This window comes from Pseudomonas sp. GW821-FHT02A08, from assembly GCF_059422045.1.
The window spans coordinates 162,652-189,134 of sequence record NZ_JBWKWD010000007.1; the positions used below are offsets into that span (position 1 = coordinate 162,652).

The window sequence follows — 26,483 nt, forward strand, 5'->3', positions numbered from 1 at the left end:
GTGTCAGTTTCTGTCGCAATTGCCCTCAATACCCTTGCACAACAAGTGACGCAGGCTCGGCTATGATCTGGAACGACCCATGGCGGTCGTCGGTTTTACCTGATGAAATCGGTACATTGTGTGCATCTGCAATGTTCATAAGTCGGCAACCCCTCCCCCCCGTGAGTGGATTGCCGTATAACGAATGACTTTCGCGTGTTTGGTAATAAAGGACCCACAATAAAAGCTGATGAAGACTCCAAAACGCATTGAACCCCTGATCGAGGACGGTCTGGTCGACGAGGTGCTGCGCCCACTCATGAGTGGTAAAGAAGCAGCTGTTTATGTGGTGCGCTGCGGTAACCAGTTACGTTGCGCGAAGGTCTACAAGGAGGCGAACAAACGCAGTTTCCGTCAGGCGGCCGAGTACCAGGAAGGCCGCAAGGTGCGCAACAGCCGTCAGGCCCGGGCCATGGCCAAGGGTTCCAAATTCGGGCGCAAGGAAACCGAAGACGCTTGGCAGAACGCTGAAGTGGCGGCGCTGTTCCGCCTGGCCAATGCCGGTGTGCGGGTGCCCAAGCCGTATGACTTCCTCGAAGGCGTGCTGCTCATGGAACTGGTGGCCGACGAGTACGGTGATGCCGCGCCGCGTCTGAACGATGTGGTACTGGAACCGGACCAGGCACGCGAATATCACGCGTTCCTGATTTCGCAGATCGTGCTGATGTTGTGTACCGGTCTGGTGCACGGCGACCTGTCCGAGTTCAACGTGCTGCTGACGCCGACCGGCCCGGTGATCATCGACTTGCCACAAGCGGTGGATGCGGCGGGCAACAACCACGCGTTCAGCATGCTGGAGCGCGACGTGGGCAACATGGCATCCTACTTCGGGCGGTTTGCGCCGGAGTTGAAGAAGACCAGGTACGCCAAGGAAATGTGGGCCTTGTACGAGGCCGGCACCTTGCACCCGGCCAGTGTCCTGACCGGCGAGTTCGCCGATACGGAAGAGCTGGCCGACGTGGGCGGCATCATGCGCGAGATCGAGGCTGCGCGCCTGGATGAAGAGCGCAAGCAGGCCGTACGCGCGGCGGACGATGCTCCACCGGGCAAGACCGAAGAGCCGCCTCCACCGTGGATGCAGTGATCGGCTAAAGAAAAACCCGGCTTCGGCCGGGTTTTTTGTGGGTTACAGATTCATCATCAATGTCGTCTGACAGTCCGCCTTCGCGGGCAAGCCCGCTCCCACATGGACACCACTGAACCTGTGGGAGCGGGCTTGCCCGCGAAGGCGTCGGTACATCCGGCATCAACGTTTCAGGTGCGAACCGGTTCAGCACAACACCCCGACTCCAGGTTCTTGAGAATCGGGCAATCCGGCCGATGATCGCCCTGACAGTGCTCGACCAGGTCCTGCAAGGTGTCGCGCAACTGACCCAGTTCGCGGATCTTCTGGTTCAACTCATCGATGTGCTGGCGGGCCAACGCTTTCACATCGGCGCTGGCGCGTTGGCGGTCTTGCCAGAGGGTCAGCAACTTGCCGACTTCCTCCAGGGAAAACCCCAGGTCTCGCGAGCGCTTGATGAACGCCAGCGTGTGCAGGTCGTCGTCGCCGTATACCCGGTAGCCGCTGTCGGTGCGATGGGCTGCCTTGAGCAGGCCGATGGATTCGTAATAACGGATCATCTTTGCGCTCAGGCCGCTGTGGTGGGCCGCTTGGCCGATGTTCATCGGTTGTCCTCCAGGTCCTTGGGTTTCCAGGTTTTCAACAGTAGCGCATTACTCACCACGCTGACGCTCGACAATGCCATCGCCGCACCGGCCAGCACTGGATTTAGGAAGCCGAACGCCGCCAGCGGAATGCCGATCAGGTTATAGACGAAGGCCCAGAACAGATTCTGGCGGATTTTTGCGTAGGTCTTGCGGCTGATCTCCAGCGCGGCCGGCACCAATCGCGGATCGCCGCGCATCAGGGTGATGCCGGCCGCATGCATGGCGACGTCGGTGCCGCCACCCACGGCGATGCCGATGTCGGCGGCGGCCAGTGCCGGGGCGTCGTTGATGCCGTCGCCGACCATCGCCACCACGCCGGTTTGTTTCAGTGCGGCGACCGTGGCGGCCTTGTCCGCCGGCAGCACTTGGGCATGCACATCGTGGATGCCCAAGGCCTGGGCCACCACGTTGGCGCTGCCGCGATTGTCTCCGGTCAGCAGGTGGCTGCTGATGTTCCGTGCGCTCAGTTGTTGCACCGCTTGCAGCGCGCCGGGCTTGAGGGTGTCACCGAAGGCGAACAGGCCCAGCACCTGTGGTTGGGGGGATTGTTCGATCAGCCAGGATAAGGTCCGGCCTTCTTTTTCCCACGTGATTGCCGAGTCCGCCAATGGCCCGGCATTCAAGCCGCTTTCCTCCAGCAGGCGACGATTGCCCAGAGCCAGGTGGCGCCCTTCGAGGCTGCCGGCGATGCCGCGGCCGGTCAGGGACTGGCTGTCGCTGACATCGGCCACCGTCAAATGGCGTTCGGCACAGGCATCCAGAACAGCCTTGGCCAGCGGATGCTCACTCCCGCGTTGCAGGGCGCCGGCCAATTGCAGCAGGCGCGCCTCATTACCGTCGATGGCACTCAGATGAGCGATGCGCGGGGCGCCGGAGGTCAGGGTGCCGGTTTTGTCGAACACCACCGCGCTGACTTCATGGGCACGTTCCAGTGCTTCGGCGTCCTTGATCAGAATCCCGTAGCGCGCAGCCACGCCGGTGCCGGCCATGATCGCCGTCGGCGTGGCCAGGCCCAGGGCGCACGGGCAGGCGATCACCAGCACCGCCACGGCGTTGATCAGTGCGGTTTCCATCGGCGCACCATACAGCCACCAGCCGATCAGGGTGGCCAGGGCAATCAACAGCACGACAGGCACGAATACCTGGCTGACTTTATCCACCAGTTTCTGGATCGGTGCTTTTGCGGCCTGGGCGTCTTCCACCAGACGGATGATCCGCGCCAGCACGGTTTCCGCACCGAGGGCCTGGGTACGCACCAGCAACCGGCCTTCACCGTTGATCGCGCCGCCGGTGACTCTGTCGCCGGGCTGCTTGGGCACCGGCAGACTCTCGCCGCTGATCAGGGCCTCGTCGGCGTGGCTCTGGCCTTCAACCACTTCGCCATCCACCGGGAAGCGTTCGCCGGGTTTGACCATCACCAGGTCATTGAGGCGCAGGGCGCTGATGGCGACGTCTTGCTCGTGGCTATCGATCACCCGGATCGCCCGTTCCGGACGCAAGGCTTCGAGGGCACGGATGGCGCTGGCGGTCTGGCGCTTGGCGCGGCTTTCCAGGTATTTGCCCAGCAGCACCAGGGCGATCACCACCGCCGAGGCTTCGAAATACAGATGCGGCATGCGCCCGGCGGCGGTGGCCCATTCGTACAGGCTCAAGCCATACCCGGCGCTGGTGCCCAGGGCCACCAGCAAATCCATGTTGCCGGCTCCGGCGCGCACGGCTTTCCAGGCGGCGACGTAGAACCGTGCACCGAAGATGAATTGCACCGGCGTGGCCAAAGCGAATTGCACCCAGGCCGGGAGCATCCAGTGCACGCCGAACGGCTGTAGCAGCATCGGCAATACCAGCGGCAAGGCGAGGGCAATGGCGATGATCAAGGCCAGGCGTTCGCGGTGCAGGCGCTGTTGCTGGTTGTCGGTCGGCGGGTGTTCGGCTTCCCAGACGCTGGCGCTGTAGCCAGCCTTGGCCACCGCGGCGATCAAGGTTTGCGGATCGATCTGGCCGAGCAGTTCAAGGTGGGCGCGTTCGTTGGCCAGGTTGACGCTGACGCTTTTCACTCCCGCAACCTTGCCAAGCGCACGCTCGACCCGACCGACGCAGGAAGCGCAGGTCATGCCGTCGATGCTCAATTCCAGACTCTGTTGCGGCACGCTGTAGCCGGCCTTGGCCACGGCATCCATCAGGGCCGGCAGGCTGTCGCTGGGCGCTTGCACCCGGGCCTGTTCAGTGGCGAGGTTGACGCTGACGGCACTGGCGCCAATGACTTTGCTCAAGGCGCGCTCGACCCGCCCGGCGCAACTGGCGCAGGTCATGCCGGCAATCGGCAGGTCGAACGTGGTGGATTCGGACATCGGTCGCACTCCCTGTAGTAGATGACCACAGGATCAACCTTGCCATGCTGGCAAGGTCAAGTGCCAATCTGAAACGTGCCACTGATTGAATGTGGGAGCGGGCTTGCTCGCGAAGGCGTCGTGTCAGTCGACATCAATGTTGCATGACACACCGCTTTCGCGAGCAAGCCCGCTCCCACAGAGGGGGGTCAGTAGCCGAGTCCGGCGCGTTTGAGGTACATCCCTTCCTGAGTCATCGCGATCCGGTACTTGAGTACATCCCCGGCCTTGAGCTGGATATCCTGCGAACCCGGCGCGAGCATGCCCGGATTGCAACCCGGGACCTGGCCCGGCAGCAGTTTCAGGCGCAGCGAGACGATGCCCGGCGGCAGGTTGAACGAGGTGCTCTGTTCCTGAAACAGCCGCGCCGCCAGTTGATCCTGGATGTACACACCGATTTCACAACTGGTCGCGACTTCCAGGCGCTCGCGGGAAATGATCAGCACGCCATAATCCTGACCGGCAGCATTGACCGAAGGCACGGCGGCGAAAAGGCTGAGAAAGCCAAACAGGCTGAAAACTGACCAGCGCATGGCTGAATCTCCTGAGTTCGAGTCATTGATGGACGCAGCTTGGCCGAGCGTCGCGCCGATTGCCAGCCCGGCAGCCAACTTCAGAACTTGACCTTGCCATGGTGGCAAGCTCGAAACTGGGTTCAACCCTCGGAAAAGGAGCTATCCCATGCAAGTGTTCAACGTTGAAGGCATGTCTTGTGGTCACTGCGTCAAGGCCATCACCCAGGCGGTCCAGGCCAAAGACCCGGCGGCCAGTGTGCGGGTCGATCTGGCGGCCAGGGAGGTCGGTGTCGAAAGTGCGCTGACCGCCGAGCAGGTGATCGAGGCGATCAGCGAAGAGGGTTACGGTGTCAAACTGGCCTGAATTTGATAGTTAGCGAGCTACTGGAATGTTCAAGGCGTCCATGCGCGGCTAGACTGTCGGGCTGCCGACTTCTGCCTCACTGGATGCCTGATGAACTTGCGTACCATTCTGATTCTCGGCGCCTTGAGCGCTTTCGGTCCGCTGGCGATCGATTTCTACCTGCCGGCCTTCCCGGCCATGGCCCTGGCTTTCGGGACGGACGAAAATCACGTTCAGATGACGTTGGCGGCGTACTTCCTCGGCCTGTCCATCGGTCAGTTGGCCTATGGCCCGGTGGCGGATCGTTTCGGGCGACGCGTTCCGTTGCTCATCGGTGTCGGTTTGTTCACCGCTGCATCCGTGGCGTGCGCCTTTGCGCCGAACCTGGAATGGCTGATCGGTGCGCGTTTCATCCAGGCGCTGGGTGGTTGCGCGGGGATGGTGATTTCCCGGGCGGTGGTCAGCGACAAGTGTGATGCGGTGGGGTCGGCGAAAGTCTTTTCGCAGTTGATGCTGGTGATGGGACTTGCCCCCATTCTCGCGCCATTGCTGGGTGGGTTGTTGGTCAACACCACAGGCTGGCAGTCGATCTTCCTGGCCTTGACCGGTTTCAGTGCGCTGGCGGGGCTGGCGGTGGCGACGGGATTGCCGGAAAGCATGCCGGCCCACATGCCGCGTCAACCGTTGTCGGGTGCGCTGCGTCAGTACGGTCGGTTGCTGGCCGACCCGATATTTCTTGGCCACGCCTTGACCGGGGGCATCGCCATCGCCGGGATGTTTGCCTACATCGCCGGTTCACCTTTCATCTTCATCAAGCTCTACGGCGTTGCGGCCGAGCATTTCGGCTGGCTGTTCGGCATCAATGCAGCGGGTTTCATTCTGGTGGCGCAGGTCAACGCGCGGTTACTGGCCAAGCGTGGCCCGATGTTTTTGCTGGCGCGCGCGGTGTGGGTTTATCTGGCGGCCGGTTTGACCCTGCTCGCTGTCAGCTCTTTGCATACGGCACAATTGTGGCCGCTGCTGATTCCATTGTTCATCTGTATCGCCAGCCTCGGTTGCATCAGCCCCAACGCCGCGGCGTGTGCGATGAGCGGGCAGGGCGCACGGGCCGGCAGCGCGTCGGCGCTGCTCGGTTGTCTGCAATTCAGCGTGGCTGCCGGTGCCTCCGCATTGGTGGGTGTGCTGCACGACGGCAGCGCCGTGCCGATGGCCATGGTCATCAGCCTGTGTGGAGTTCTGGTGGTGAGCGCAGCAGTGCTCACCCGGCGTTTGCAAAAAGCCCGAACGCTGGCGCAAGCCCAGGTTTGAGGCCGGAGTCAGCCGGCCGCACGCTGCGCAAGGAGGACGGGAATCTGGTGAGGGGCCTGGATGCGGGCTTCAAGGGTACGCGTGAAAGCGCGAGCTTCTGCTTCGCTGCGGAACGTCACAGCATGTTGGTCTAGGCGAACTTGCCACTGGGACTTTGCCAGTTCTTTTATCAGGATCTTCATAGCCGAACTCCTCTCGTAAAAGATGTCTCGTAAAAGACGTTACGCAAAAGAATGCCTCGCAGGAGATTCGATTGTAGTCCCGTATACGGTCACCATTGTGACAAGGATCAACTGTCTGACTGACGGTTTGTAACTAAACAAAACACGGTTTTTCGAGGGTGCCACAGAGGCTGTCTGCGACCGGGATTGCCCGGTCGCAGGCGGAAAACAGAAGGAAGCGATGAAATCAGCGGCGGTTTTTTTCAGCGCTTCAGAACCCTTCCAGCACAATCTTGCCCTTGGCCTTGCCGCTTTCCAGCAGGGCATGGGCCCGGCGCAGATTAGCCGCGTTGATCGTGCCGAAGTGTTCGCCCACCGTGGTTTTCAGGGTCCCGGCGTCGATCAGCCAGGCGACGCGATTGAGCAGGTTGTGCTGCTCGATCATGTCCGCGGTTTCAAACAGCGAACGGGTGTACATGAACTCCCAGTGCAGTGACAGGCTCTTGCGCTTGAGCTTGGTCACGTCCAGTGACTTGGGGTCATCGATCAGCGCCAGCTTGCCCTGGGGGGCCAATGCCTCGACCAATTGGTCCAGGTGCTGGTCGGTCTGGGTCAGGCTGGCGACGTGGGTCACCTGATCCACACCGGCGCGCTTGAGTGCTTCGCAGAGTGGCTGGCCATGGTCGATCACCAGGTCGGCGCCCAGCTCTTTCACCCAGCTTTGGGTCTGCGCACGCGAAGCGCTGCCGATGACTTTCAGGGCCGTCAGCTGGTGAGCCAGTTGCGTAAGAATCGAGCCCACGCCACCAGCCGCGCCGACGATCAACAGGCTCTGGCCTTCGTCGGTTTTGCCTTCGCGCACTTGCAGGCGTTCGAACAACAGTTCCCAGGCGGTGATCGCGGTGAGCGGCAGGGCGGCGGCCTCGGCGAAACCAAGGGTCTTCGGCATGTGGCCGACGATGCGTTCGTCCACCACATGCAATTCGCTGTTGCCGCCCGCACGGGCGATGGAGCCGGCGTAAAACACCTTGTCGCCGACCGAGAACAGCGTCACCTCACTGCCCACGGCCTTGACCACGCCAGCCACGTCCCAACCCAGCACCTTGGCCGCACCGCCCTCGGGCTGGACGTTCTGGCGCACCTTGGTGTCTACCGGGTTGACCGAAATGGCTTTGACTTCCACCAGCAAGTCGCGGGGGCCGGCAACCGGCTCCGGCAGTTCGATGTCTTGCAGGGCCTTGTCGTCACTGATCGGCAACGAGGCGTAGTAGGCAATGGCTTTCATGGGCGGCTCCGGAACACTAATAAAAGAAGAGATTCGATGGGGCAGATGATTGGCTATTTCTCCTGAAGATAAAACCGGCTAAAAGAGCAGTCTCTTTCAATTTTTTTTTGATAATCGGTGCTCTTGATGCTGCGTTTCGATGACTTGCAGTTGTTTGTCCGGGCGGCGGACCTGGGCAGTCTGTCCGCCGCCGCGCGGGGCATGGACATGTCGGCGGCGGTGGCCAGTGCCGGGCTCAAGCGCATCGAACAGCAACTCGGGGCCCGTTTGTTGGCTCGCTCGACCCGCAGCCTGCGGCTGACCGCTGAAGGCGAGGGCTTTCTCGAATACGCCCGCGCGGCCCTGAGCAATCTTGACGAGGGCCGGCGTTTGCTGGCGAGCGGCCAGGACCAGGTCAGCGGGATTCTGCAACTGTCGGCGCCGTCGGACTTTGGCCGCAATCTGCTGCTGCCCTGGCTGGACGAGTTTCAACGCGAGCATCCGAAACTCACCGTACGCCTGCTGCTGGGGGACCGCATCGCCGACCTGTTTCGCCAACCGGTAGACATTGCCCTGCGCTACGGTGAACCGGAGGACTCCAGCCTGGTGGCACTGCCCATCGCCCCGCAGAACCGCCGGGTGTTGTGCGCCGCTCCCGGCTATCTGGCCCGGCATGGAGAGCCCCGGCATCTGGAGCAACTGGCGCAGCACAATTGCCTGTTGTACATGCTCGGCAGCCGGGTCCACGATCACTGGAGTTTTCACGACGGCAAACGCGAAGTCAGCCTCACCGTCAGTGGCGATCGCTTCAGTGACGATGCCGATGTCGTGCGCCTTTGGGCCGTGGCAGGTGCCGGGATCGCTTACAAGTCCTGGCTCGATGTGGCCGCCGATGTATTGGCCGGCCGCTTGAAGGTGCTGATGCCGGAGCTGCTCTGTGAACGCGCACCGTTGAATCTGTTGTGCGCCCATCGCGCACAATTGAGTAAGCCGGTGAACCTGTTGCGCGAAATGCTTGTCAGTCGATGCATCCTTTTGAGCAGTCAATTTCCAGGCTTTTCGAAAATCGATCTTTAGTCGCACGAAAAAAGAGAAATTTCCCTCAGGTACGATCAGCACCTGCGCCGGGCGGAGGAAAGGATCCGCCGACCAACCCGCATATACTAGCGCCCTCATCATGTCAGTAACGTCGATCCCCAATGGCGGGTCCACGTTCGAGTCGGCCCGGCTGCACGGTCATCCTTCTGGCCTACGCAGCATCGGCCAGGCAGCGCCAATGTGTGAACAGGGCGTTGCCGGGTTTATGGCAGTTTCCACGGATTGGCCGACGACACATTACGGGTCACGATGTCTCTGGGCAGTAGACGAAACGATTCAACAGGGAGTGAATACATGGAACATGCACCTTGCATCAGCCAGATCGCCACATTGCTGGCTGACCCAAAGCGCAGCGCAATGATGTGGGCCTTGATGGACGGTTCGGCGCGAGCAACCGAAGAGCTGGCATTGCTGGCCGGCCTGTCGCCGTCTTCGGCCAGTGCACACCTGGGACGTTTGTCCGCCGGAGGCCTGCTGAGGGTTGAAAACCGCGGCCGCAAACGCTTTTTCCGCCTGGCCGCTCCCGAAGTCGGGGCGGCAATCGAAGCGCTGGCCAGTGCGACTCTCGCCAGCGCCCCCCTGGACATTCCGGACGTCTTCAAGCGCAATGCACCTCTGGCCAAACCCCGGGCGCTGCGTTCGTCATTGCTGAGTGCCCGACTGTGCGACGATCACCTGGGGGGCACCCTGTCCGCCGATCTGTATCAGCGATTACTGAAGGCTGGCTGGATAGAGCAGTTTGATCAGCGGGTCACGGTCACGCTCAAGGGCGCGACGGAGTTGGCGGCACGGGGCGTGTTCATCCAGGCGCTGGCCCATCACAACGGCAGGGTTGCCTGCGCGTGCCCTGACTGGAGCGAAAGACGCCCGCACATGGGCGGCTCGCTGGGCGCGGCATTGTTGCAACTGTTCATGCAGTCGGGTTGGCTGAGCCTGCCCAACGATTCCAGAGCCTTGCAAGTGACCGCCTCCGGGCAACGCGAGATCCACCGCTTTGCCAAGGAAAGCGAGCTGGAAATGGCGCTTTAGTACACCGTTGCGGGAGCGAAAAAACGCGCTCCCGCCGGGCGCTTCAGCACTGAGCCTTACGGCTTCACCAACCGTGCATCGAGACTGTTCTGCGCCAGGCGCTTGGCCTGATCCTGGGTCATGCCCAGATGGGTGTACAGCGCATGGAAGTTCTCGGTGACATAACCGCCGAAGTACGCCGGGTCATCGGAGTTCACGGTCACTTTCACGCCGCGTTCCAGCATGTCGAGAATGTTGTGCTGCGACATGTGATCGAACACGCAAAGCTTGGTGTTCGACAACGGGCACACGGTCAGCGGGATCTGTTCGTCGATGATTCGCTGCATCAGGCGCTCGTCTTCGATGGCGCGCACGCCATGGTCGATGCGCTGGATCTTCAGCAGGTCGATGGCTTCCCAGATGTACTCGGGCGGGCCTTCTTCACCGGCGTGGGCGACGGTCAGGAAGCCTTCGTGACGGGCACGGTCGAACACGCGCTGGAACTTGCTCGGCGGGTGTCCCATCTCGGAGCTGTCCAGGCCCACGGCGACGAACGCATCGCGGAACGGTAGCGCCTGGTCGAGGGTTTTCTGGGCTTCGTCTTCACTCAGGTGACGCAGGAAGCTCAGGATCAAACCACTGGTGATGCCCAGTTGCTGTTCGCCATCCTTCAGTGCGGCTGCGATGCCGTTGAGCACCGTTTCGAACGGGATGCCACGGTCGGTGTGGGTCTGCGGGTCGAAGAACGGTTCGGTGTGAATCACGTTCTGCTCTTTGCAGCGCAGCAGGTACGCCCAGGTCAGGTCATAGAAGTCCTGGGACGTGCGCAGCACATCGGCACCCCGGTAATACAGGTCGAGGAATTCCTGCAGGTTGTTGAAGGCATACGCCTTGCGCAAGGTTTCGACGTCGTTCCACGGCAAGGCAATCTTGTTGCGCTCGGCCAGGGCGAACAACAGCTCGGGTTCCAGCGAGCCTTCCAGGTGCAGGTGCAATTCTGCCTTGGGCAGGGCGTTCAGCCAGTCGTACATAATTCTTTTCTCATCAGGTGCAATGGTCGCCATTCTACAGAGGGTTGCCGCAACAATTGGTAAAACCTGACCAGGCGGTTCATCACACCGCTTCCGGTACCCGTCGATAAGCGTAGGTATCGGCGAAGCGCGAGAGCAGGAACTCGGCGCAGGTGGTGGCCGGGTATTTCGCCGGATGCATTGCATCCTGACAGCCGGGCAGGCATTCGATGCGGGTATCCGGGTGCGGCTCGGCGAAGAACGGCATCGAATAACGATCCACGCCCAGGGGGCTGATCACCCGGTGCGGCGTCGACAGGTAACGGTCATTGCTCCAGCGCGCCATCATGTCGCCGAGGTTGACCACGAACGTACCTTCGATCGGCGGTGCGTCGATCCATTCGCCTTGGACGTTGCGGACCTGCAAGCCACCGGCGGCGTCCTGATAGAGCAGGGTGATGCAGCCGTAGTCGGTGTGCGCCCCGGCACCTTGCTGCTCGGCGGAGCTGGCGGTGTGACGCGGCGGGTAATGGATCATCCGCAGCACGCTGACCGGGTCATTGAAGCGTGTGTCGAAGAAATCGCTTTCGATTCCCAGCGCGATGGTCATGGCCCGCAACAACGTTTGCGCCAGGGCTTGCATATCGACGTAGTGCTGTTCCATCAACGCTTCCCAGCCGGGCATGGACGGATGGCGATTGGGGCCGCGCAAGGGTTTTTCCGCCAGTACGTCAGGGTGCCCGGCCGGCAGGTGCAGACCCATGTCGAAAGTTTCTTTGAGGTCGCTGGGTTTGCTTGGGTCTAACTGCTCGGTGGCAATGGCGCCGTAACCGCGGTGGTGACGGGTCTGGGTGATGTCGATCTTGAGTTTTTCGGCGGTGGGTTGGGCGAAGAAGCGCTTGGCGTGGTCGAGCAGGGCGTCGATGCGCGCGGCACTGATTGGATGACCCTTGATGTAGAAGAAACCCCACTCGCGGCAGGCGAGGTCGATGTGTGCGGCCACGGCCGGCCAGGCGCTCTGGTCGGTGCTGTAGAGCGGTGCGATGTCGATGATGGGAAGGCTGGTCATGCGCAATCCTTAAGAACGCTGAAGATCCAATGTGGGAGCGGGCTTGCTCGCGAAAGCGGTGTGTCAGCCAACGTCAATGTTGAATTTACAGACGCTTTCGCGAGCAAGCCCGCTCCCACAGGGGGGTGTGTGGTGGTTGAAGTGTTACTTCGGAATCTCGGCCTTCATGCCTTCCACGTAGTAATTCATCGACGCCAGTTCCGCCGTGGTCGCGCTCACGCCCGCCGGGATTTTCTCGACCCCGGCCTGATCCTTGATCGGCCCGGTGAACAGTTGCAGCGCACCGCTCTTGATGTCGGCGATGAGCTGCTCGGCTTCGCTCTTCACCGTCGCCGGCACCAGGTCGCTGATGGGCAGTCCAACGGTGCCTTCCTTCAAACCACCCCAGTAGTCCCGGGATTTCCAGTCATGGTCGATCACGCTCTGGGTTGCCTGAACGTAGTGCGGGCCCCAGTCGTTGACGATGGATGTCAGCACCGCTTTTGGCCCGAAGTGCGCCATGTCCGAAGCGTAGCCTACGGCATACACGCCACGACGTTCGGCGGCCTGGATCGGCGCGGGGCTGTCGGTGTGCTGGAACACCACGTCCACACCCTGGTCGATCAACGCGTTGGCGGCGTCCGCTTCCTTGCCCGGATCGAACCATGAGTTGACCCATACCACCTTGATCTCGGTGCCGGGGTTGTACTTGTTCAGGGCCAGCTGGATGGCGTTGATGTCGCGGATCACTTCCGGGATCGGGAACGAGGCGACGTAGCCGATCTTCTTGGTCTTGGTCATCTTTGCCGCAAGGAAGCCGCCGACGTAGCGGCCTTCGTAAGTGCGCGCCAGGTAAGTGCCGAGGTTCTTGTCCTGCTTGTAGCCGGTGGCGTGTTCGAAGGTCACCTTGGGAAACTGCTTGGCGACTTTCACGGTCGGGTTCATGTAGCCGAAGGAGGTGGTGAAGATCAGGTCGTATTTGTCCTTGGCCATGTTGCGGATCACCCGCTCGGCGTCGGCGCCTTCGGCGACGTTTTCCACGTAGTTGGTGGTGATCTGCGAGCCGAATTTTTCCGCGAGTTCCTTGCGCCCCTGTTCATGCTGATACGTCCAGCCGTGGTCACCGATCGGACCGATATAGACGAAGCCGACTTTCAGCGGATCGGAGGCTGCGGCGGTCAGGCTGGCGCTCAAACCGATGGCTGCCGCAACGGCGCAAAGCAGCTTCTTCAACGGACGGTTGTGCATGAATTGGAACTCCATTTTGTTGTGAGGTTGGCTGGGCTCTCTGGCTTGCACAGGGCAATGCAAATTGCTGACCAACAAGACAACAAAACATGAATCCGCGGTGATGCCATCGCGTGCAGGCTCGCGACAGGTCCTTGAAGTCCGATAACAGTGCATGTCCTTGCACAGCTGCCATCCACTGGTGCGCCAATCCAGATGGTCATGGCCCTCCACAAAACCAATGTGGGAGCGGGCTTGCTCGCGAAGGCGGTGTGTCAGTCACATGAGTATTGACTGGTACGCCGCCTTCGCGAGCAAGCCCGCTCCCACAGTTTTAATCGGTGTTGTGTCAGGTCCCGGCAATCAACTGCCGAGCCGCCTGGCTGTGATCAGCAATCAAGCCCTTCAGGTCCAGCCCTTCGACCTGCCCATCGATCACCCGCCACTTGCCGCCGACCATCACGCGGTCCGCGCGATCGGCGCCACACAGCAGCAGGGCCGAGACCGGATCATGGCTACCGGAGAAGCGCAGTTCATCCAGCTTGAACAGCGCCAGGTCGGCCTGCTTGCCCACCGCCAATTCACCGATATCGGTACGGCCCAACAGGCTGGCCGAGCCTTTGGTCGCCCAGCCGAGCACGCGTTCCGGGGTGATCTTCTCGGCGCCGTAACGCAGGCGCTGGATGTATAGCGCCTGACGCGCTTCGAGCATCATGTTCGAGGCATCGTTGGACGCCGAACCGTCCACGCCCAAACCAAGCAAGGCTCCGGCATCGGTCAGCTCGATACTCGGGCAGATGCCCGAGGCCAGGCGCATGTTCGAGCTTGGGCAATGGCAGATGCCAGTGCCGGCGGCGCCGAGGCGGGCGATTTCATCCGGGTTGAAATGGATGCCATGGGCCAGCCAGGTTCGCGGGCCCAGCCAGCCGACACTGTCCAGATAGTCCACGGTGCGCAGGCCGAAGCGTTGCAGGCAGAAATCTTCTTCGTCGAGGGTTTCTGCCAGGTGGGTGTGCAGGCGCACGTCGAGTTTGTTCGCCAGCTCGGCGCTGGCCGACATGATTTCCGGGGTCACCGAGAACGGCGAGCAGGGTGCCAGGGCGATCTGGATTTGCGCGCCGTCACCGCGTTCGTGGTACTCGGCGATCAGGCGCTGGCTATCGGCGAGGATCACCTCGCCTTCCTGCACGGTCTGTTGCGGCGGCAGGCCACCGTCCTTTTCACCGAGGCTCATGGATCCACGGGTGAGCATGGCGCGCATGCCCAACTCGCGAACGCTCTCGACTTGCACGTCGATCGCGTTTTCCAGACCTTCCGGGAACAGGTAGTGGTGGTCGGCCGCGGTGGTGCAACCGGACAGCAGCAGTTCGGCCAGCGCGACCTTGGTGGCGAGGGCGAGTTTTTCCGGGGTCAGGCGTGCCCAGACCGGGTACAGGGTTTTCAGCCACGGGAACAGTGGCTGGTTGACCACCGGCGCCCAGGCGCGGGTCAGGGTTTGATAGAAGTGGTGATGGGTGTTGATCAGGCCCGGCAGGATCACATGCTCGCGGGCGTCGAACACTTCATTGCACGGTGCGGACGGTTGTTGACCGGCACCGAGTACTTCGACGATCAAACCGTCTTGCAGCACCAGGCCGCCACGGGCATCGAGACCGTTGGAGGTGAAAATGGCGAGGGGATTTTTTAACCAGGTACGGGTCGCAGGCATGTTGGCCGGCTCCTCTGAAAGTTGGGTTCAGGGTTGCCAGCTCAGTGTTGCCCTGTCTGCTGATCCAGGTTCGCCGGGGAGGCGAGGTGGGCAGTTTCGATCAAAACGCTCTGGCGGGCAAGCCCAACCCGACCAGACGAAGAGTCATCCTGTGGGAGCGGGCTTGCTCGCGAAGACGGTGTAACTACAACGTTGATGTTGGCTGACACTACGCTTTCGCGAGCAAGCCCGCTCCCACATTTTGATCTGAGGGGTTACCAGGGAATGGTTTCGCCCCGGTAATTGATGAAGTGATGCCCGCCCTTGCCGACATACGCATTCACCTGATCAACCAGGCCGCGGGTGCTGGTTTCGACATCGATGTCCGCGCCTTCACCGCCCATGTCGGTCTTCACCCAGCCCGGGTGCAGCGACAGGACAGTAAGCGTTGTATCGCCCAACTGAGTGACAAAGCTGTTGGTCATGGAATTCAGCGCCGCCTTGCTGGCCTTGTACAGTGCCAGTTCCGGCGCATCGGGCATGGTCACGCTGCCCAGCACCGAACTCATGAACGCCAGCACGCCGGTGTCCGGGCGCAGTTGCTCGACAAAACGCTGGGCCAGGTTGATCGGCGCCACGGCGTTGGTGAAAAACAGCTGACCGACTTCGGCCATTGTCGCGCCGCCGTTCGGCGTCTGGACATCCGGCCCCTTGACCCCGGCATTGACGAACAAAAGGTCAAACACGTCTCCCTTGAGTTGTTGGCTCAGGGCGGACACCGCCGGCTGATCGTCCATGTCGAGCTTTTCGATCCGCACCTTGCCCAGGGCCTGCAAGGCTTCGGCTTTTTGCGGATCGCGCACGGTAGCGGTGACTTGCCAGCCATCGGCCAGCAGGGTTTTCACCAGCCCGAGGCCAAGCCCCCGGGAGGCGCCGATGATGAGTGCGGTTTTTGCCTTGGACATGAGTGGCTTCCTTGAAAATTCAGAGTCGTGGATTCAATGGACACTGTTGCCCGAGCCGTTGTTGCAACTCGTCGCGCAGCGCGCCGAGTTCGGCCATGCGGGCTTCGATCAGTTTGAGTTTGTCTTGCAGCAGTTGCGTGACGGCGCTGTCCGGATCGGGCGACTGCCAGATTGTAGCGACGCTGTTGCCGATCTCGCCGAGGGTAAAACCCAGTCGTTGAGCGGTCTTGATGTACTGCACCAGTTGCACCATGTCTGGCGGATAGTCTCGATACCCATTGGCGCTGCGTTGCGCGGCGATCAATCCGCGCTGCTCGTAAAAGCGTAGCGTGTCGCGGCTGACGGCGCTGGCCTGGGCTAATTCACCGATGCGCATCATGACGTCTCGAGGGGGCTTGACCCTGGAGCATACTCCAGGCTTTAGCCTTGTTGCTCCCTGAATTGATGGAGCAATGTCGATGTGGACTACAACGCAATATCGCCGGTTGGTGCAAGGCAGTGCCTGGTATGACCTGATCGTGATGCTCGCATTTGTCACGCCGTGGAGTTTTGCAGCGTTGCATGGGGTTTTGACGGGGGTGAGTCAGGCGTTGAATTTGCCCGGCGAGCTGCCACCGTTCGAACCGGTGCACATGCTGATGGCGAATCTGCTGGGGTCGATCGTCTGCGTATGGGCGGTGCTGCGGATTCGTGATCCGCAGCAGGTTTATGGGCGGTATGACGCCGTGGGCAGATTCCTGTTCTCGGCTTGGCAGGCTTATGCCCTGGTTCATGGCGCGAGTTCGATTCTGGTGGTTTTTCTGGTGTTTGAGTTGGCGTGGGGCATTGCTCAAGTGTTGCCTGTTCGGGCCCCTTCGCGAGCAAGCCCGCTCCCACACTGGATGGGTGTGAACTCGGTCGAAGGTGGGAGCGGGCTTGCCCGCGAAGGGGCCCGAACAGGCACAGCCTAATGCCCAGCCTGCCACGGCTGCCCCAACGAAACCGGCGCATACAACCGTGTGCGCACCGCATCCCGGGACAGCAGCACCAGCACCACAATGGTCGCGACATACGGCAACATCGCCAGCAGACTGGACGCAATTGCCAGTCCCAACCCCTGCGCCACCAGGTGCAGGATGCTGGCGAGTCCGAACAGGTACGCGCCGAGCAGCAGGCGCCACACCCGCCAACTGGCGAACACCACCAGCGCCAGGGCAATCCAGCCGCGCCCGGCACTCATGTTTTCCGCCCACATCGGTGTGTAGGCCAGGGACAGATATGCCCCGGCCAACCCGGCCATCGCGCCGCCGAACAACACCGCCAGAGTGCGCACCGCCAACACCGGCAAGCCCATGGCGCTGGCCGCATCCGGGTTTTCCCCGACCGCCTGAATGATCAGCCCGACGCGGCTTTTCAGAATCACCCAGGCCACCAGCGCAAACAGCACGAACGACAGATACACCAACAGGTCCTGGGCAAACAGCATCCGCCCGATCAGCGGGATCTCGCTCAAATACGCAATCGCCATCGGCTCGAACCCCGCCAGCGGCTTGCCGACCCACGCCGCCCCGACGAAGGTCGACAGGCCCACACCGAAAATCGTCAGGGCCAGACCAGCGGCCACCTGATTGGCGTTGAACACCAGCACCACCAGGGCGAACAGCGATGACAACAGCATTCCGGCGAGCATCGCCAGCAATACGCCGAGCCACAGGTGGCCGGTGTTGAACGCGACGATGAAACCTATCACCGCGCCAAACAGCATCATGCCTTCCTGGCCGAGGTTGAGGACGCCGCTTTTCTCGCAGATCAACTCCCCCAGCGCCACCAGCAGCAACGGCGTACCGCAGCGGACCATGGCGTAGAAAATATTGCTCAGCAGATCGATATCCATCACAGCGCTCCTGCTTGTACGGCGGTAGTTTGTGCGCGGCGGGTCCAGCGCAGGTTCAAGCGCGGTCGGTAGAGGATCAGCACATCACTGGCCAGCAGGAAAAACAGCATCATGCCCTGGAACAATTGGGTGATCGCTTGCGGCAGGTTCAGGCTCATTTGTGCGCTTTCGCCGCCGATGTACAGCAGCGCCATCAACAGGCTGGAAAACAGGATGCCGACAGGATTCAGACGACCGAGAAATGCCACGGTGATCGCTGCATAGCCATAGCCCGGCGAGACCTGCGGCACCAGTTGGCCGATGGGGCCGGTGACTTCGCACACACCGGCAAGCCCCGCCAGACCGCCGCTGAACAACAGCGCAAGCCAGATCAGGCGCGTCTCGCGAAAGCCGACGAAACCGGCGGCACGCTTGTCCAGCCCGAGCACCTTGATCTGGAAACCGACAAAGCTTTTCTGCAACAACACCCACACCGTCACCAACGCGAGCAGGGCGAAGTAAACCCCGGCGTGGACCCGGCCATCTTCCATCAGCAACGGTAAGCGGCTGGCGTCGCCGAACATCGCCGATTGCGGAAAATTGAAACCTTCCGGATCTTTCAGTGGGCCGTGCACGCAATACAGCAAAAGGTTCAGGGCGATGTAATTGAGCATGATGCTGGTCAGGATTTCATTGGCGTTGAAGCGCGTGCGTAACCACGCCGTCAGCCCGGCCCACGCGGCTCCAGCCAAGGTGCCAGTGAGCAGGATCAGTACCAGCGCCCAGCGGCTTTGCATGTCGATGATGTTCACCGCCAGCGCACTGCCGGCCAACGCACCGAGCAGTAGTTGACCTTCGGCACCGATGTTCCAGATGCGCGCCTGATAGGCGACGGCCAGGCCCAATGCGCAGAGCAGAATCGGCAGGGCTTTGACCAACAATTCGGAGACGCCATACAGGTCGCTGACCGGCGCAATCAGCAAGGTGTGCAAGGTCAGCAGCGGGTCGTGCCCGAGCGCGATAAACAGCAAGGATCCACAGCCCAGGGTGAGTGCAGCCGCCAGCAACGGCGAGCACCACAGCATCAGGCGCGATTGCTGGCCGCGGGGTTCAAGAGAAAGCAGCATGTGACACTCCGTTAACGCGTGGCGGATTCGAGTGATTGAGGGGCGCCGAACTGGCCGGCCATCCAGCCGCCGACATCGCTCAGGCGCGTATCGACGGTGGCGTGGAGCGCCGACAGTCGACCGCCGCACATGGCGCCGAGGCGGTCGCTGATCTGGAACAGTTCGTCGAGGTCTTCGGAAATCACCAGGATCGCCGCGCCGGCATCGCGCAAGGCAATCAAGGCGCGGTGAATGGTGGCGGCGGCGCCTACGTCCACGCCCCAGGTCGGGTGCGCGGCGATCAGCAGTTTGGGTTGCTGGAGGATTTCCCGGCCGAGGATGAATTTTTGCAGGTTGCCCCCGGACAGACTGCGGGCCGGCGCCTGGCTATCGGGTGTCTTGACACCGAAACGGCGGATGATGTCCTCGGTCAGTGCTTCGACTTTGCCGCGCTGGATCAGGCCGTTGTTCACCAATCCTTGCTGGAAAGCAGTCAGCAGCGCGTTGTCCGCCAGGGTCAGCTCCGGCACCGCACCATGACCCAGGCGTTCGGCGGGAACGAACCCCAGGCCGAGTTGGCGGCGTGCATCGGGACGCAAATGGGCGACGGGCTCCTGGCCAAAACGGATCGTCGCGCTGGCGTTGCGGGGCAACAGTGCTTCGCCGCTGAGCAAGGCCAGCAACTCATCCTGGCCATTGCCGGCGACACCGGCGATGCCGACAATTTCACCACGACGCACTTCAAGGTCGATGTTGGCAAGCGAGCAGCCGAACGGGTCCGGGTTGTGCCAGGACAAGCCACGGACATCAAGGAATGCATCACCTCCAGCTACCTTCGGATAGTCTGCGATCAACTCCGCCGCTTCACCGACCATCAAGCGCGCCAGTTGCTGATCCGAGCACTCGGCCGGCACGCAATGCCCGGCCACCCGACCGCCTCGTAAAACCGTTGCGCGGTGGCACAACGCGCGCACTTCCCCAAGCTTGTGGCTGATGAACAAAATGCTGCAGCCTTCGGCAGCGAGCCGGCGCAGGGTGACGAACAAGTCGTCGGCCTCTTGCGGCGTCAGCACCGAAGTCGGTTCATCGAGAATCAGCAGGCGGATGTCCTGCATCAGGCAGCGAATGATTTCCACCCGTTGCCGTTCACCGATCGACAGGCTGTGGACAAGTCGCTCCGGTTCCAGCGCCATACCGTAGCGCCGGGACACCTCGCGAATCTTCGGCTCAAGTTGTCTGGGGGTGCCTGCCCCCGCGCCCATGGCCAGGGCGATGTTCTGCGCCACGCTCAGGGTTTCGAACAGCGAGAAATGCTGGAACACCATGCCGATTCCCAAACCCCGGGCCTGGGCCGGGTTGCGCAGGCTCACCCGCTGGCCTTGCCAGATCACTTCGCCGGAATCGGCATGGGTGACGCCGTAGATGATCTTCATCAGCGTGCTTTTGCCCGCGCCGTTTTCGCCGAGCAGGGCATGGATCTCGCCAGGGGCAATGGTCAGGTCGATGGCATCGTTGGCCAGGCAGCCGGGATAGCGTTTTGTGATTGCACGCAGTTGCAGACGCGGAACCGGATCGGGGATTGGGGCGTGATTGGGCATGACAGGCTCAGTGCTGTTGGACTTGTGCCTGTGGATAAAGCAATTATCTGGCCACTCGGTCAGGAAAACTTCGGGCTCCTGTGAGCAGGGGTGTTGAGTACGCAGCTTTCAAATGTGCCACGCAGAGCCCGGCACCACATAGGGGCAACGGCGCAAATCAAGCCCCGATTTTGCTCGTGGGGTTTTGCTCAAAAAATGAGCAATCGACTACAAGCCATGCCGTGCAGGGCGTCGGGACGGCCATGAACGGGTTATCCACAGATTGCTCCACAGTATTTGTGTGCAAGCTCAAAGCATGGGCATAAGCACTGAGTGGCTTTCTTCTAAAGGCGATAAACCCTTGTAACTGTTTGTTTTTATTTGAATTTGATGTGCTTGATGGCAGATTGGACGAAAATTGAGCAAAGTCCGCAAAGCCGCATGACAGAAGGGTTACAGCGGTATGTGCTCAGGTTATCCACAGCCGGGTGCACAGCAGATGTGGGCAAATATGGAATAAGTGAAAAAGCGGCGTGCCCCAAAAGATTGCAGCCTGTGATGAAACGCTTTCAACGCTGTAACAGAATGCGCCCGCGACTCAAACCGGCCAGTTGTGACTGCAAGTTGTCGATCTGTGCTTCGCCCACGGCCAATTGCAACTCGACACCATTGGAAGTGAAGCTTTCATCCACAACCAATCCACCGGCCTCTGCTACCCGCAGCTTCACCAGGGCCAGCTCGGCAAATCCGCACGCGCAACGCAGCGGTACCCGACTGATCAGCTCGATCTTCGGCGCCGTTTGCAGGCATTTGTTTGCACCCCCACCATAGGCCCGGGCGAGCCCCCCGGTGCCCAGTTGGATGCCGCCATACCAGCGAATCACCAGCACCGCGACCTGATCGCAATCCTGCGCCTCGATCGCCGCCAGAATCGGCCGGCCGGCCGTACCGCCGGGCTCGCCATCATCGGTGCTGCGATACTGATCGCCGAGCTTCCAGGCCCAGCAGTTGTGCGAGGCATTCAAGTCGCTGTGCTGTTCAATGAACGCCTGGGCCTCGGCCGGGCTGGAGATCGGCGCGGCGAAGGTAATGAAGCGGCTCTTGCGAATCTCTTCGCGGTATTCGCAAAAACCGCTGAGGGTAAATGGCATAAGTGCTTAGATGGCAGGTTTCAGGCCGCAGCCCTTGAGAATGATGCGGACCAGGTTGTCCCCGGCGTCTTCCATGTCCTGTTTGGTCAGCCTGGTGCGCCCGGTGACGCGGCAGATCTGCGTGGCGAAGTCGGCGTAGTGCTGGGTGCTGCCCCACAACAGGAAGATCAGGTGCACCGGGTCGACCGGGTCCATTTTACCGGCGTCGATCCAGGCCTGGAACACGCCCGCGCGGCCCTGGAACCAGGCACGATAATCCTGGTTGAAGTACTCGGTCAGGCATTCACCGCCGCTGATGACTTCCATGGCAAAAATCCGCGAAGCTTGCGGCTGGCGTCGGGAGAATTCCATTTTCGCGCGGATGTAGCGGGTCAAGGCTTCGCTCGGATCGTCCTCGGCGGTGAGGGTGTTGAAGGTGCTGTCCCACAGTTCGATGATGTTGCTCAGCACCGCAACGTACAAACCGAGCTTGTTGGTGAAGTAGTAATGCAGGTTCGCCTTGGGCAGCCCGGCATTCTGGGCGATGGTGTTCATGCTCGTGCCTTTGTACCCGTGACGGGCGAACTCGTCTTCGGCGGCTTTGATGATGGTCTCTTCGTTTTTCTGACGAATGCGGCTGAGGGGTTTTGCGCCGTGGGCTGGGACTTCAAAGGTCATAAGCACTTCCGAACGGGTGGGTGGGACGGCCAGTGCGTTGATAACGTACCCACCGGTTTCAGACAAGGCCTCACACAATAAAACACTTCACCGCAATCTAATGTGGGAGCGGGCTTGCTCGCGAATACGGTGTGTCAAACAACATTGATGCTGGATGTACCGGCCTCTTCGCGGGCAAGCCCGCTCCCACAGGTTTCTGTTATCCGACAATTCAGCGCGTCGCCGCCAGACTCTCGAGAAAACTCTCCAGCACCAGATGGGGTCGACGCCCCTTGCGGGTGACCGATGCCAGGCTCAGGTCATAGAACCGCGTTTTGGCTTTCAATGCGCGCAACCGGCCTTGCTGCACCCAGAGACTCGCGTAGTGATCCGGCAGGTAACCGATATAGCGCCCGGTCAGGATCAGGAACGCCATGCCTTCGCGGTCCGAGGCGCTGGCGGTGCAGTTGAGCGCCTGGTAGTGAGCCTGAATATCCGCGGGCAAACGGAAGGTGGGCGCGATGGCGTCCTGACTGTTCAGGCGTTCGTCGTCCAGCTGCTTGTCATCGACATAAAACAGCGGGTGACCGACCGCGCAGTACAACAGCGAACGCTCGCTATACAGCGGCTGATACTCCAGACCCGACAGCGCGCTGGCCTGCGGCACCACGCCGACGTGCAGGCGACCGTCAAGCACGCCTTGTTCGACTTCATTGGGCGCGATCATGCGGATCTGGATCTGCACGTCCGGGCCCCGTTCCTTCAATTGCGCGAGGGCATGGGTGATGCGCATGTGGGGCAGGGTGACCAGGTTGTCCGTCAGACCAATGATCAACTCGCCGCGCAAGTGCTGGTGCAGGCCATTGACCTCGGTGCGGAAGCTTTCCAGTGCACTTAGCAGTTGCAACGCCGATTGATAGACCTCGCGGCCTTCTTCTGTGAGGGAAAACCCGGCACGTCCCCGTTGGCACAGGCGCAGGCCGAGGCGCTGCTCCAGATCGCTCATCTGCTGGCTGATCGCCGAGCGACCGATGCCCAGTACGGTTTCCGCCGCGGAGAAGCCGCCGCATTCCACTACGCTGCGGAAAATCCTCAGCAGGCGGATATCAAAGTCGCTGACCTGGGCCAGCGGATCGGGACGGCGAGCGCTCATGCGGGTTACTCAAAGTTTAGTGGTCGGCTGACTGAACATTAGAAAAGTTGGATTTCACAGACTTTATCCCCGTGGCAATTTAGCTGCAACAACGGTTTTCAATCCTTACGCCGCTTATTGCCTTGCGAGGTTACGCCCATGAACCAGCCTGAAAACGCCCCGACTTCCCTGGTCAGCCAGCTCAAGCTCGATGCTCACTGGATGCCTTACACCGCCAACCGCAACTTCCAGCGCGACCCGCGCCTGATCGTTGGCGCCGAAGGCAGCTGGCTGATCGACGACAAGGGCCGCAAGGTCTATGACTCGCTGTCCGGTCTGTGGACCTGTGGCGCCGGTCACACCCGCAAGGAAATCCAGGAAGCGGTCGCCAAGCAACTGGGCACCCTCGATTACTCGCCTGCCTTCCAGTACGGCCATCCGCTGTCCTTCCAATTGGCTGAGAAAATCACCGACCTGACCCCGGGCAACCTGAACCACGTGTTCTTCACCGACTCGGGCTCCGAGTGTGCTGACACCGCCGTGAAGATGGTCCGTGCTTACTGGCGCCTGAAGGGCCAGTCGACCAAGACCAAAATGATCGGCCGTGCCCGTGGTTACCACGGTGTGAACATCGCCGGCACCAGCCTCGGTGGCGTGAACGGCAACCGCAAACTGTTCGGCCAGGCGATGATGGACGTCGACCACCTGCCGCACACTTTGCTGGCAAGCAACGCTTACTCCCGTGGCATGCCGGAGCAGGGTGGTATCGCCCTGGCTGACGAACTGCTGAAGCTGATCGAACTGCACGATGCGTCGAACATCGCGGCAGTCTTCGTCGAGCCACTGGCCGGTTCCGCTGGCGTGCTGGTTCCACCACAGGGTTACCTCAAGCGTCTGCGTGAAATCTGCGACCAGCACAACATCCTGCTGGTGTTCGACGAAGTGATCACCGGTTTCGGCCGTACCGGCACCATGTTCGGCGCGACCACCTTCGGTGTGACCCCGGACCTGATGTGCATCGCCAAGCAAGTCACCAACGGTGCGATCCCGATGGGCGCGGTGATTGCCAGCTCCGAGATCTACCAGACTTTCATGAATCAGCCGACGCCTGAATACGCGGTTGAATTCCCTCACGGCTACACCTACTCCGCGCACCCGGTGGCTTGCGCCGCGGGCCTGGCGGCACTCGACCTGCTGCAAAAGGAAAGCCTGGTACAGAGCGTGGCTGAAGTCGCACCGCATTTCGAAAACGCGCTGCACGGCCTGAAGGGCACCAAGAACATCATCGACATCCGTAACTTCGGCCTGGCCGGTGCGATCCAGATCGCACCGCGTGACGGCGACGCCATCGTGCGTCCGTTCGAAGCCGGCATGGCACTGTGGAAAGCCGGGTTCTACGTGCGCTTCGGCGGCGACACCCTGCAGTTCGGCCCAACCTTCAACAGCAAGCCGCAGGACCTGGATCGCCTGTTCGACGCGGTCGGCGAAGTGCTGAGCAAGATCGACTGATTTCTCCTTCTATATACCTACAAACAACAGGCGCTCCGAAGCGAGCGCCTGTGGACAACTTTTCAGGAGCTTCCATGAGCGTTATTCCGCATTTGATCAATGGCGAACTGGTGACCGAGAACGGTCGCGCGGTTGATGTGTACAACCCGTCTACCGGTCAGGCTATCCACAAGCTGCCACTGGCGACCCGCGAAACCATCCAGAGCGCCATCGATGCGGCCAAGGCTGCATTCCCGGCCTGGCGCAACACGCCGCCGGCCAAGCGTGCCCAAGTGATGTTCCGCTTCAAGCAATTGCTGGAGCAGAACGAAGCCCGCATCTCGCAATTGATCAGCGAAGAGCACGGCAAGACCCTGGAAGATGCTGCCGGTGAACTCAAGCGCGGCATCGAGAACGTCGAGTTCGCTTGCGCGGCTCCTGAAATCCTCAAGGGTGAATACAGCCGTAACGTTGGCCCGAACATCGACGCCTGGTCGGACTTCCAGCCGCTGGGCGTGGTTGCCGGTATCACGCCGTTCAACTTCCCGGCCATGGTGCCGTTGTGGATGTACCCGTTGGCGATCGTCTGTGGCAACTGCTTCATCCTCAAGCCATCCGAGCGTGACCCGAGCTCGACGCTGCTGATCGCCCAGTTGCTGCTGGAGGCTGGTCTGCCTAAAGGCGTACTGAGCGTGGTGCACGGTGACAAGACTGCGGTGGACGCATTGATCGAAGCGCCGGAAGTCAAAGCGCTGAGCTTCGTTGGTTCGACGCCGATTGCCGAATACATCTATTCCGAAGGCACCAAGCGCGGCAAGCGCGTTCAGGCCCTGGGCGGTGCGAAGAACCACGCAGTACTGATGCCGGATGCAGACCTGGACAACGCCGTCAGCGCTCTGATGGGCGCGGCTTACGGTTCTTGCGGCGAGCGTTGCATGGCGATCTCGGTAGCGGTGTGCGTGGGTGACCAGGTGGCCGATGCACTGGTGGCCAAACTGGTTCCACAAATCAAGGCGCTGAAAATCGGTGCCGGTACCAACTGCGGCCTGGACATGGGCCCACTGGTGACTGGTCAGGCACGGGACAAGGTCAGCGGTTATGTAGAAGACGGCGTGGCCGCCGGCGCGACACTGGTGGTGGACGGCCGTGGCCTGACCGTCGCTGGTCACGAGGAAGGCTTCTTCCTGGGTGGTTGCCTATTCGACAACGTCACGCCAGAGATGCGTATCTATAAAGAAGAGATCTTCGGGCCGGTGCTGTGCGTTGTTCGGGTCAACAGCCTGGAAGAAGCCATGCAACTGATCAACGATCACGAATATGGCAACGGCACCTGCATCTTCACCCGTGACGGCGAAGCAGCGCGGTTGTTCTGCGACGAGATCGAAGTCGGCATGGTTGGTGTCAACGTACCGCTGCCAGTACCGGTGGCTTATCACAGCTTTGGCGGCTGGAAGCGTTCGCTGTTCGGTGACCTGCACGCCTATGGCCCGGATGGCGTGCGTTTCTATACCCGCCGCAAGGCCATCACCCAGCGCTGGCCGCAGCGTGCGAGCCATGAAGCTTCGCAGTTCGCTTTCCCTAGCTTGTAAGTAGAATGGCGCAAAAGGCCGACCCATTGGGTCGGCCTTTTGTTTTTGGGGCTTTTTTGCCCTATATGACAGAATTGTGAAAATAGCTGTTGACGGCAGATTCTGGAGGCCTATAATTCGCCCCACTTCCGGCGCAGTCGAAACGGAAAACTCCTTGGTAAACAACGAGTTACGCAGTTTTC

The 26,483-nt window shown here is 61.1% G+C and carries 25 protein-coding genes; 8 read left to right on the forward strand and 17 right to left on the reverse strand.

Annotated elements, in window-relative coordinates:
• Nucleotides 1-229 precede the first annotated feature (229 nt).
• Complete coding sequence (locus AC07W4_RS07840; RefSeq protein WP_495032056.1) at nt 230-1,123, forward strand: PA4780 family RIO1-like protein kinase; 894 nt, start codon at nt 230-232, stop codon at nt 1,121-1,123.
• A gap of 170 nt (nt 1,124-1,293) precedes the next feature.
• Here AC07W4_RS07840 and cueR read toward each other — a convergent pair whose 3' ends face one another.
• From cueR to AC07W4_RS07855, 3 genes are all read right to left on the reverse strand, one after another.
• Complete coding sequence (gene cueR, locus AC07W4_RS07845) at nt 1,294-1,707, reverse strand: Cu(I)-responsive transcriptional regulator (protein ID WP_495032057.1); 414 nt, start codon at nt 1,705-1,707, stop codon at nt 1,294-1,296.
• Nucleotides 1,704-4,097: a heavy metal translocating P-type ATPase gene (locus AC07W4_RS07850; protein WP_495032058.1), complete on the reverse strand. Its 2,394-nt coding sequence runs from the start codon at nt 4,095-4,097 to the stop codon at nt 1,704-1,706. The genes cueR and AC07W4_RS07850 overlap by 4 nt, the downstream gene beginning before the upstream one ends.
• Before the next feature lie 188 nt (nt 4,098-4,285).
• Complete coding sequence (locus AC07W4_RS07855) at nt 4,286-4,669, reverse strand: hypothetical protein (RefSeq protein ID WP_008050348.1); 384 nt, start codon at nt 4,667-4,669, stop codon at nt 4,286-4,288.
• 148 nt (nt 4,670-4,817) lie between these two features.
• On the opposite strand from AC07W4_RS07855, the gene AC07W4_RS07860 reads away from it, so the two are divergent.
• Nucleotides 4,818-5,015: a cation transporter gene (locus tag AC07W4_RS07860; protein ID WP_046043755.1), complete on the forward strand. Its 198-nt coding sequence runs from the start codon at nt 4,818-4,820 to the stop codon at nt 5,013-5,015.
• Between the two features lie 90 nt (nt 5,016-5,105).
• The gene (locus AC07W4_RS07865) at nt 5,106-6,302 is read left to right on the forward strand and encodes a multidrug effflux MFS transporter (RefSeq protein ID WP_495032059.1); all 1,197 of its coding nucleotides are present in this window, start codon (nt 5,106-5,108) and stop codon (nt 6,300-6,302) included.
• Between the two features lie 8 nt (nt 6,303-6,310).
• Here AC07W4_RS07865 and AC07W4_RS07870 read toward each other — a convergent pair whose 3' ends face one another.
• Both AC07W4_RS07870 and AC07W4_RS07875 read right to left on the reverse strand, forming a co-directional pair.
• Nucleotides 6,311-6,484, reverse strand: a complete 174-nt coding sequence (locus AC07W4_RS07870; protein WP_008050343.1) for a hypothetical protein — start codon at nt 6,482-6,484, stop codon at nt 6,311-6,313.
• A 250-nt stretch (nt 6,485-6,734) separates the two neighbouring features.
• Nucleotides 6,735-7,748, reverse strand: a complete 1,014-nt coding sequence (locus AC07W4_RS07875; RefSeq protein ID WP_495032060.1) for a zinc-binding alcohol dehydrogenase family protein — start codon at nt 7,746-7,748, stop codon at nt 6,735-6,737.
• 126 nt (nt 7,749-7,874) lie between these two features.
• On the opposite strand from AC07W4_RS07875, the gene vimR reads away from it, so the two are divergent.
• Entirely contained in the window at nt 7,875-8,804 is a 930-nt protein-coding gene (vimR, locus tag AC07W4_RS07880) for a transcription regulator VimR (RefSeq protein ID WP_495032061.1), read from the forward strand.
• A 315-nt stretch (nt 8,805-9,119) separates the two neighbouring features.
• Nucleotides 9,120-9,854, forward strand: a complete 735-nt coding sequence (locus AC07W4_RS07885) for an ArsR/SmtB family transcription factor (RefSeq protein WP_495032062.1) — start codon at nt 9,120-9,122, stop codon at nt 9,852-9,854.
• A gap of 56 nt (nt 9,855-9,910) precedes the next feature.
• Here AC07W4_RS07885 and AC07W4_RS07890 read toward each other — a convergent pair whose 3' ends face one another.
• The 6 genes from AC07W4_RS07890 to AC07W4_RS07915 form a co-directional block, all read right to left on the reverse strand.
• Nucleotides 9,911-10,864, reverse strand: a complete 954-nt coding sequence (locus AC07W4_RS07890; RefSeq protein WP_495032063.1) for an adenosine deaminase — start codon at nt 10,862-10,864, stop codon at nt 9,911-9,913.
• 82 nt (nt 10,865-10,946) lie between these two features.
• Entirely contained in the window at nt 10,947-11,912 is a 966-nt protein-coding gene (locus AC07W4_RS07895) for an isopenicillin N synthase family dioxygenase (RefSeq protein ID WP_495032064.1), read from the reverse strand.
• Nucleotides 11,913-12,056: 144 nt separating this feature from the next.
• Nucleotides 12,057-13,139, reverse strand: a complete 1,083-nt coding sequence (locus AC07W4_RS07900; protein WP_495032065.1) for a BMP family ABC transporter substrate-binding protein — start codon at nt 13,137-13,139, stop codon at nt 12,057-12,059.
• A 328-nt stretch (nt 13,140-13,467) separates the two neighbouring features.
• The gene (locus tag AC07W4_RS07905; protein WP_104451454.1) at nt 13,468-14,826 is read right to left on the reverse strand and encodes an 8-oxoguanine deaminase; all 1,359 of its coding nucleotides are present in this window, start codon (nt 14,824-14,826) and stop codon (nt 13,468-13,470) included.
• A 254-nt stretch (nt 14,827-15,080) separates the two neighbouring features.
• A complete protein-coding gene (locus tag AC07W4_RS07910; RefSeq protein WP_495032066.1) occupies nt 15,081-15,770 on the reverse strand; it encodes an SDR family oxidoreductase in 690 nt (229 codons plus the stop codon).
• Nucleotides 15,771-15,789: 19 nt separating this feature from the next.
• Nucleotides 15,790-16,146 carry a MerR family transcriptional regulator gene (locus AC07W4_RS07915; RefSeq protein WP_150756635.1) on the reverse strand — a complete coding sequence of 119 codons (357 nt, stop codon included), beginning with the start codon at nt 16,144-16,146 and terminating at the stop codon, nt 15,790-15,792.
• A gap of 82 nt (nt 16,147-16,228) precedes the next feature.
• On the opposite strand from AC07W4_RS07915, the gene AC07W4_RS07920 reads away from it, so the two are divergent.
• Complete coding sequence (locus AC07W4_RS07920; protein WP_495032077.1) at nt 16,229-16,720, forward strand: hypothetical protein; 492 nt, start codon at nt 16,229-16,231, stop codon at nt 16,718-16,720.
• On the opposite strand, the gene AC07W4_RS07925 is transcribed toward AC07W4_RS07920, so the two are convergent.
• The 6 genes from AC07W4_RS07925 to AC07W4_RS07950 form a co-directional block, all read right to left on the reverse strand.
• Entirely contained in the window at nt 16,717-17,643 is a 927-nt protein-coding gene (locus AC07W4_RS07925; protein ID WP_495032067.1) for an ABC transporter permease, read from the reverse strand. The two genes, AC07W4_RS07920 and AC07W4_RS07925, sit on opposite strands and share 4 nt — an antisense overlap.
• Nucleotides 17,643-18,749 (reverse strand): ABC transporter permease, encoded by a 1,107-nt coding sequence (locus AC07W4_RS07930; RefSeq protein WP_495032068.1) that lies wholly within the window; start codon nt 18,747-18,749, stop codon nt 17,643-17,645. The genes AC07W4_RS07925 and AC07W4_RS07930 overlap by 1 nt, the downstream gene beginning before the upstream one ends.
• 11 nt (nt 18,750-18,760) lie before the next feature.
• On the reverse strand, nt 18,761-20,326 hold the full coding sequence (locus tag AC07W4_RS07935) for an ABC transporter ATP-binding protein (RefSeq protein ID WP_495032069.1): 1,566 nt from the start codon (nt 20,324-20,326) through the stop codon (nt 18,761-18,763).
• Between the two features lie 548 nt (nt 20,327-20,874).
• Nucleotides 20,875-21,456 (reverse strand): IMPACT family protein, encoded by a 582-nt coding sequence (locus AC07W4_RS07940; RefSeq protein ID WP_495032070.1) that lies wholly within the window; start codon nt 21,454-21,456, stop codon nt 20,875-20,877.
• A 6-nt stretch (nt 21,457-21,462) separates the two neighbouring features.
• Complete coding sequence (locus tag AC07W4_RS07945; protein ID WP_495032071.1) at nt 21,463-22,113, reverse strand: TetR/AcrR family transcriptional regulator; 651 nt, start codon at nt 22,111-22,113, stop codon at nt 21,463-21,465.
• A gap of 211 nt (nt 22,114-22,324) precedes the next feature.
• Entirely contained in the window at nt 22,325-23,245 is a 921-nt protein-coding gene (locus AC07W4_RS07950; protein WP_008050320.1) for a LysR family transcriptional regulator, read from the reverse strand.
• Nucleotides 23,246-23,383: 138 nt separating this feature from the next.
• Here AC07W4_RS07950 and aptA point away from each other — a divergent pair, with 138 nt between their 5' ends.
• Together aptA and AC07W4_RS07960 are read left to right on the forward strand one after the other, a co-directional pair.
• Nucleotides 23,384-24,733 (forward strand): omega-aminotransferase AptA, encoded by a 1,350-nt coding sequence (gene aptA, locus AC07W4_RS07955; RefSeq protein WP_495032072.1) that lies wholly within the window; start codon nt 23,384-23,386, stop codon nt 24,731-24,733.
• Between the two features lie 74 nt (nt 24,734-24,807).
• Nucleotides 24,808-26,301, forward strand: coding sequence for a CoA-acylating methylmalonate-semialdehyde dehydrogenase (locus AC07W4_RS07960; protein WP_495032073.1), 1,494 nt, complete (start codon nt 24,808-24,810; stop codon nt 26,299-26,301).
• Nucleotides 26,302-26,483 lie beyond the last annotated feature (182 nt).

What these genes read in the sequence shown, in the direction of transcription:
- AC07W4_RS07840 (WP_495032056.1), top strand. Translation starts at nt 230, where the DNA reads ATGAAGACTCCAAAACGCATTGAACCCCTGATCGAGGACGGTCTGGTC.
- cueR (WP_495032057.1), bottom strand. Translation starts at nt 1,707, where the DNA reads ATGAACATCGGCCAAGCGGCCCACCACAGCGGCCTGAGCGCAAAGATG.
- AC07W4_RS07850 (WP_495032058.1), bottom strand. Translation starts at nt 4,097, where the DNA reads ATGTCCGAATCCACCACGTTCGACCTGCCGATTGCCGGCATGACCTGC.
- AC07W4_RS07855 (WP_008050348.1), bottom strand. Translation starts at nt 4,669, where the DNA reads ATGCGCTGGTCAGTTTTCAGCCTGTTTGGCTTTCTCAGCCTTTTCGCC.
- AC07W4_RS07860 (WP_046043755.1), top strand. Translation starts at nt 4,818, where the DNA reads ATGCAAGTGTTCAACGTTGAAGGCATGTCTTGTGGTCACTGCGTCAAG.
- AC07W4_RS07865 (WP_495032059.1), top strand. Translation starts at nt 5,106, where the DNA reads ATGAACTTGCGTACCATTCTGATTCTCGGCGCCTTGAGCGCTTTCGGT.
- AC07W4_RS07870 (WP_008050343.1), bottom strand. Translation starts at nt 6,484, where the DNA reads ATGAAGATCCTGATAAAAGAACTGGCAAAGTCCCAGTGGCAAGTTCGC.
- AC07W4_RS07875 (WP_495032060.1), bottom strand. Translation starts at nt 7,748, where the DNA reads ATGAAAGCCATTGCCTACTACGCCTCGTTGCCGATCAGTGACGACAAG.
- vimR (WP_495032061.1), top strand. Translation starts at nt 7,875, where the DNA reads ATGCTGCGTTTCGATGACTTGCAGTTGTTTGTCCGGGCGGCGGACCTG.
- AC07W4_RS07885 (WP_495032062.1), top strand. Translation starts at nt 9,120, where the DNA reads ATGGAACATGCACCTTGCATCAGCCAGATCGCCACATTGCTGGCTGAC.
- AC07W4_RS07890 (WP_495032063.1), bottom strand. Translation starts at nt 10,864, where the DNA reads ATGTACGACTGGCTGAACGCCCTGCCCAAGGCAGAATTGCACCTGCAC.
- AC07W4_RS07895 (WP_495032064.1), bottom strand. Translation starts at nt 11,912, where the DNA reads ATGACCAGCCTTCCCATCATCGACATCGCACCGCTCTACAGCACCGAC.
- AC07W4_RS07900 (WP_495032065.1), bottom strand. Translation starts at nt 13,139, where the DNA reads ATGCACAACCGTCCGTTGAAGAAGCTGCTTTGCGCCGTTGCGGCAGCC.
- AC07W4_RS07905 (WP_104451454.1), bottom strand. Translation starts at nt 14,826, where the DNA reads ATGCCTGCGACCCGTACCTGGTTAAAAAATCCCCTCGCCATTTTCACC.
- AC07W4_RS07910 (WP_495032066.1), bottom strand. Translation starts at nt 15,770, where the DNA reads ATGTCCAAGGCAAAAACCGCACTCATCATCGGCGCCTCCCGGGGGCTT.
- AC07W4_RS07915 (WP_150756635.1), bottom strand. Translation starts at nt 16,146, where the DNA reads ATGCGCATCGGTGAATTAGCCCAGGCCAGCGCCGTCAGCCGCGACACG.
- AC07W4_RS07920 (WP_495032077.1), top strand. Translation starts at nt 16,229, where the DNA reads ATGTGGACTACAACGCAATATCGCCGGTTGGTGCAAGGCAGTGCCTGG.
- AC07W4_RS07925 (WP_495032067.1), bottom strand. Translation starts at nt 17,643, where the DNA reads ATGGATATCGATCTGCTGAGCAATATTTTCTACGCCATGGTCCGCTGC.
- AC07W4_RS07930 (WP_495032068.1), bottom strand. Translation starts at nt 18,749, where the DNA reads ATGCTGCTTTCTCTTGAACCCCGCGGCCAGCAATCGCGCCTGATGCTG.
- AC07W4_RS07935 (WP_495032069.1), bottom strand. Translation starts at nt 20,326, where the DNA reads ATGCCCAATCACGCCCCAATCCCCGATCCGGTTCCGCGTCTGCAACTG.
- AC07W4_RS07940 (WP_495032070.1), bottom strand. Translation starts at nt 21,456, where the DNA reads ATGCCATTTACCCTCAGCGGTTTTTGCGAATACCGCGAAGAGATTCGC.
- AC07W4_RS07945 (WP_495032071.1), bottom strand. Translation starts at nt 22,113, where the DNA reads ATGACCTTTGAAGTCCCAGCCCACGGCGCAAAACCCCTCAGCCGCATT.
- AC07W4_RS07950 (WP_008050320.1), bottom strand. Translation starts at nt 23,245, where the DNA reads ATGAGCGCTCGCCGTCCCGATCCGCTGGCCCAGGTCAGCGACTTTGAT.
- aptA (WP_495032072.1), top strand. Translation starts at nt 23,384, where the DNA reads ATGAACCAGCCTGAAAACGCCCCGACTTCCCTGGTCAGCCAGCTCAAG.
- AC07W4_RS07960 (WP_495032073.1), top strand. Translation starts at nt 24,808, where the DNA reads ATGAGCGTTATTCCGCATTTGATCAATGGCGAACTGGTGACCGAGAAC.